Here is a 5872-nt window from a genome sequence, read left to right as displayed (position 1 = left end):
CTAAAACTAGAAGGAAAAGAAGGTGTAAGCAATTCAAAATTGTCCTTAACTTTTTCTCTTTTTAAGCCCGGAAGCCCTATGGTGTTGGCTGCCACAAAAGTCACTTTAAATCTTTTAGCCAAAGCATAAGATAATTGGTGTCTCGCTCTAGGGGGGCCATCCCATTCGGTATTGGTATAAACAATAAATTCCATCGGTCAATTTTAAATTCTTCCAAAAAGGTCTTTATCGAGTTTCTAGTCTTTTTTTTAATTAAAATTGCTAAAAACAAGACGATAAGTTGATAGGGTCAATTTATTAGTCATCTCTATTTACCAGTAGAAGGTAATTTAAGGAGGTATTCCAAGAATCTTGGAATACACTCCTAAATTTGATTTCATAAACTATTCCACAACAATCAAATAACTTAACGTTAAATAGTAAGACCTCTTTAACGTTGCCAATTCATCTATGAAAGTATTTCTTCAAGGCTTATATCTTGAGGCATTCCTGTAGATAGGCTGTCCAAGATTTTAAATGTTGTAAGCGTTGTAAGGCATATTGATTCAAAAGAAATTGGACTTTCTCCCCCTCCCTTCACCTGATCTAGAAATTGATGTACTTCTTCTAAATGACCTTTGCCACTAGACTTAAGCTTGATCAATTTATTATCTTTGTGAAGGCTACCTGATCTAAAATCATGGATTATGCCAACTTTACCTCCGGAGAAGACTTCAATATTTTCCTTTGGTAAGGATTTATCCCCATTTCCCAAATAAGTTAAGTTTCCAACCGACCCATCTTTAAACTTGACAGTTACTGCCATGTTATCAGCTGAAGTGATTTGCTCATTAGAGGTATTTATAGAGTCAGCATATACCTTGACAGGTTCAGAGTCAGTAAAATACTGCATTAAATCAATAAAATGGCAAACTTCCCCTACAATTCTACCACCGCCAATCTCTGGTATCTGAGACCAATGGTCTTTAGGAATAAAACCGGCATTTACTCTAATATTAATTACCAAAGGTTCACCTGTATTAATAAATTCTTTCTTTAGCTCTACAGAGACCGGAGCAAACCTCCTATTGAAACCTACCATCAATAATTTATCGGCTGATTTTTCTGCATGGACTACTTCTTTCAATTGCTCTATGTTCATTGCCAAAGGTTTTTCTACAAAAACATTCTTGCCGGATTTTAATCCTTCAATTACGTATGGGGCATGAGAGACATGAGGTGTTGCAATAAAAATGGTGTTGATGTCCTTTTTGTTCAATACATCCTTACCATCAGAAGAGCAAAAATTAAACTTAAACTTATCAGAGACGCTCTTGGCTGTAATCCCCTTAGAAGTAACCACACCATCTAATGAACCTCCCCAAGATTTAACATTGGGAATCAAATAACTCTGGGCAAAGCTACCAGCACCTATAAAGCCCGCATTGATATCTTTGATGGGCTCATTGTTTACCTTCGTAATGGACTCAAGCTTAGATCCAGACTCTTGGTATTTTAACAATATACCTATATGTGGTTCTTGGACTTTGCCCATGACTATATCATAGGCTTTCACCGCTTCTTCAATATCAAATAAATGGGTAATTAAAGGCTTGATATTTATGGCTTTTGCGGCAATCAAGTCCAAAAAGGCTTCCATATTCCTTTGCTCGGTCCAGCGTACGTAAGCAAAAGGGTAATCTTTACCCAACTCTTCATAATCTACATCGTACCTACCGGGCCCGTAAGAGCATGAAATTTTAAGTTCAAGCTCATTTTTATAAAAATAAGGCTCTCTGGGAATTTCCATCTTCACTGCACCCACTACTATAATCTTACCTTTTTTCCGTGCTATTTCAGTAGAAAGTACAATGGGATCATTTGTTGGGGTGGCAGCAGTAATGATTATTGAATCAAATCCACGGCCGTTTGTAAAATTCTCACAGGCAGAAATTAAATTGGAATCATTTCTGTGCATTGATTGTCCTGCTCCTGATTCTTTGGCAAGTTCTATCAGCTTTTCAGACATGTCTATTCCAAAAACTGAACAACCATTGGCTTTCAATAGTTGAACCGTAATTTGTCCGAGTAAGCCTAAGCCAATCACACAAACTTTCTCACCTAACTTAGGATCGGCTTGTCTAACCCCCTGAAGCGCTATTGCTCCTAAGGTTGTAAACGCTGCCTCATCTGAGCTTACACTCTCCGGTATTTTTGTCACCAAGTTTTGGGGTACAGAGATCACCTCCGAATGAGATGCGTAATCTGCACCGGCACAAGCCACCCTATCACCGGGTTTGAATGCACCACTATTATCCATAGAAGCAATCACCTTACCTGAGGTACTATATCCCAAGGCTTTTAATGAATCAAGCTTGGTTCTAACTTTACTCATGGTAGCAGAAAATCCTTCCTTCCTTATATTTTGAATCACTTGAGCCACCAGGTCAGGTCTTTGCTTGGCCTTTCCAATCAAACTTGCTTGGGCTACTTTCACAGTACTTCTTTCCGTACCGGCACTTATTAGTGAATATTCGTTTTCTACCAATACCATCCCATTAGAAATCGCAGGAACAGGAACCTCATCAACATAAAGTTCTCCAGTTTTAAAATTTTGAATAACTTGTTTCATTGCTTTAAAGAATAAATTAAATAATGTTTAAATACCTGATATATCTCCAATTTTCTCAACAAAATTAGACCAGGTGTTTTGATTCATAAAAGTGTTTCTATCTCCTTCTATTTGTTTATCATATGGATTAAACTCAGAGATTATCTTGGGAATTTCATTAAAATCTTTGAACGTATGCATAAATGCCAAATCTTTCATGTCCTTAAAGGCACCGTGGTCAGGTCCTAAAATTATGCCCCCCATTCTTATGCTGTCTATCAAGGAGCCTGAACTAATTACTGTTTGAGATTTATATGTAAATAATGTAAATTGTGCTTGAGCTGAATAAGCTGCAATTTCCTCTAAGCTCAACAATTCATCTTTAAATTCAGCATTTTCAGGCAAAATTGAAAGGATTTTACGTTTATATTTCGTATCTGTACATCTCCCTACAATTAATACTTTTAAGTTTTTTAGTTCCGGTGTTTCTCTCAAATGGTCTAAAAAAACATCGATGCCTTTATAAGGGAAAATACTTCCCCATATAAGAATATCAAATTGTTTTTTACCCGGTCTGTATTCCCCTAGTTTTTCTGTGAATGGATGAGGAATAACATGTACCTTAGAAATATTGTTTGGATATACTGAGGACACAAAATCTTTGCCCGCATAAGAATGCGTAATAATGTAATCTGAATGCGACATGAGTACATCAAACATGTTTTTTGTCACCGGGTTAGCCCCTTTATGGTGAGAACCTTTATTGTGCAAAATCCATATAATCTTTTTAGCGTATATTTTTGCAAGCTTTAAAAACAACATGAAGAGTTTTCTTTGAACACCTCCAAACTTCTTCTCCGGAATGGTTTCAGGCCAATTAAGAATAAATAATTCTGCCTTAAAGAAGTGGGTAAAAAAACTTATTATTCCCCGATTAGGTGATTTGGCATTTACCACATGATGACTTTTAGCCAATGCTTTTTGAAAATTGAAGATATAGGGGTTGGGGGACCCAATCACTTTATCAATCTTTGGATATAAAAAAATAGCTGCCATTTTAAGAAGGTTTTAATTGATTTTTCTTTTTGACCAATTCAGTAAGTTCTTCCCTAAATTGTTTTCTCACCTTAACGGCATCATGTCTCTCTTCGGCAATGGTTATAGCAGCCTTTGAAATACTTTCTCGCAAAGATTTTCTATTGATCAATTCTAGTAAGCTTTCCTTTAAAGCTTGTACTTCATTTTTTGTCACTACTTGAGCCCATTGATAAGCTTTAGCATAAGCAACCAAGGCAGTATCCTCAGGAGCAAAGATCAAAACCGGTGTGCCACAAATCATATATTCAGAAGCCTTTGTAGGCATTGAATACTTAATAAATGCGTTCGCAGAGGGTGTGAAATCATAGGGTAAAAACAATATATCTGCCTCTGAAAAACGGTTGGGCAGTTCTTCGTAAGGCACAAACCCCCGATGGGAAACACAATTGTATTTATTTATCCAATCCGGTTTTTGACCAACTTGAAGAACCAATTCAATTGAATTCGAGGTTTCTTTATTAATTTCCTCAAGACATTTGGCCATTGTCTCTAGCGAACTCTCAATTCCTAATCCCATCCTACCTGCGTATAATATTCGGATGGCATCTCCAAATTCGTAGTTTTTTCGCTGACTTTTGCTCCAAAAGTCAAGTTCGATGGGGTTATGATAGGTAGAAAAGGAATAACCATACCTCTTATGATATACCTCAGCCATAGGCTCACTTATACTAAAATGTCTTGTACAGGTACTTAACATTTCCCTAAATTCATGGTCGACTATTTTGTACCAATATCTACCAAAGAGACCATATTCCGGCAAAACTTCCAACCAGTCATCCATCATATGGAACACCATTGGTTTATTTAAATAACGCTGTACAAGCGAACAGAAAATGATGGCTTCTCTCCTTTGAGCTTGGGCATAAATTACATCCGGATTATATTCATCAAGCCATTCTTTCAATTCAGCAGAGAGCTGAATAGTAGATGCCCAATCAGCTACTCCCATCCAATTTAATGCAGGGTTGATGTATTCTTTAAGAAGTTTCACCCGAAGAGGCGACTTTTGTATCGTTTGTACTTTTTTCTTTTCTTTATTAATTTTTATAGGTCCTGAAGGATACTTCCTTTTCATCAAGCTCAAAGGAAACTTCCAAATATGTTCCTTTTCTCCCAATTGATAGTATTGATCACAAATATCTAATCTTGTTTTTTCATTTAAGAGCGTACCTAAGCAGGCTACTGCGAGGTGGTCTTTTTGCCAACCTTTAAATAAATTTGACAATGTAATCCCACCTCCGGAAACATTGTTAAATGGTTGGTTTAGAATTAATACTTTTGGAAAATACATAGACATAAAATATTGGAGAAAATTGGCTAATTAAAGTATTCCATCCTTTAACTTTTTAAGAAATTGATCCATTTGAGACTTGTTGCCATAGTAGTAATCAGGATAATTCTCTGTGAAAATCTGGAAAACTTTCTCCGGTGTTTTTTCTAGATCATATTCAGCTTTGTATTGTAACAGTTTCTCTTGCAAATTTTCTTGTCCATCATAAACTACAAAACAATCAGCAAGTTTTCCTGGGCCATGAACTTCCACTTCTTCATCTTGTCTCCAAGCCATTCCCCAAGATGTGTCAGGAGTAAAAACATAGGCTCCACAACTCAAGCATTCTGCAATAGGCAAGCCAAAAGACTCCGGAAATTGTAAAAAATAAAAGGTAGCTTTTTTATACACTTCCCTAATCTCATCAATAGTATAAGAACCGGATAACTCCAAGTATGGAATCCCTACAGCTTCAAGGGCCTTAATTTGCTCATTTCTCGCTTTTTCATATCCGGGTCGATAAAAATCAATTAGTGCAAGGTGCTTAGTCTTTGGCACAGGGACTAGGCCTGTACTCTTTAAATTTAGACCTATTTGATTCCACTTACCATTTGGCTTACTTCTTACTTCAGTAACTTCCGAAACGGACAAATGCCAATCAAATATATTTTCTTGATGATGCCCTCCTTCTCCTAAATAGGATATCATGGTTGGCGCAAGCCCTAAATAGTAAACTCCATGATACAATAAAGGTGTATTTCCCAGTTCCTTTTTAAGTTTTATGAAGTCATAGGTATCACTTAGGTAACATTTAGGACTAGTCTCCACAATTATTACTACGTCGAATGTCTTAAGTTTGCGCATAAATATCCGATCTTGGATATAATGCATCAGCTGATGTAGGTACTGGTTTA

General features: G+C 36.5%; 4 protein-coding genes and 1 pseudogene. All 5 read right to left on the bottom strand.

The window, feature by feature from the left end:
- A pseudogene (locus AAC037_RS18245) lies at positions 1 to 194 on the bottom strand (glycosyltransferase); the annotation flags it as partial.
- A gap of 254 nt (positions 195 to 448) precedes the next feature.
- The gene (locus AAC037_RS18240) at positions 449 to 2611 is read right to left on the bottom strand and encodes a bi-domain-containing oxidoreductase (RefSeq protein ID WP_339904583.1); all 2163 of its coding nucleotides are present in this window, start codon (positions 2609 to 2611) and stop codon (positions 449 to 451) included.
- A gap of 27 nt (positions 2612 to 2638) precedes the next feature.
- The gene (locus AAC037_RS18235; RefSeq protein WP_339904581.1) at positions 2639 to 3646 is read right to left on the bottom strand and encodes a hypothetical protein; all 1008 of its coding nucleotides are present in this window, start codon (positions 3644 to 3646) and stop codon (positions 2639 to 2641) included.
- Position 3647: 1 nt separating this feature from the next.
- On the bottom strand, positions 3648 to 4979 hold the full coding sequence (locus AAC037_RS18230; protein ID WP_339904580.1) for a glycosyltransferase: 1332 nt from the start codon (positions 4977 to 4979) through the stop codon (positions 3648 to 3650).
- Positions 4980 to 5009: 30 nt separating this feature from the next.
- The coding region (locus AAC037_RS18225) for a hypothetical protein (RefSeq protein ID WP_339904579.1) at positions 5010 to 5872 on the bottom strand (863 nt) is incomplete at its 5' end.

The sequence above is a fragment of the uncultured Cyclobacterium sp. genome (assembly GCF_963976465.1).
In the GTDB taxonomy this organism is placed as follows: Bacteria; Bacteroidota; Bacteroidia; order Cytophagales; family Cyclobacteriaceae; genus Cyclobacterium.
This window is presented reverse-complemented; position numbering and strand designations above follow the sequence as displayed.

Excerpts from the sequence above, each read along its gene's own strand:
- AAC037_RS18240 (WP_339904583.1), bottom strand. The coding sequence starts at position 2,611 with ATGAAACAAGTTATTCAAAATTTTAAAACTGGAGAACTTTATGTTGAT.
- AAC037_RS18230 (WP_339904580.1), bottom strand. The coding sequence starts at position 4,979 with ATGTATTTTCCAAAAGTATTAATTCTAAACCAACCATTTAACAATGTT.
- AAC037_RS18235 (WP_339904581.1), bottom strand. The coding sequence starts at position 3,646 with ATGGCAGCTATTTTTTTATATCCAAAGATTGATAAAGTGATTGGGTCC.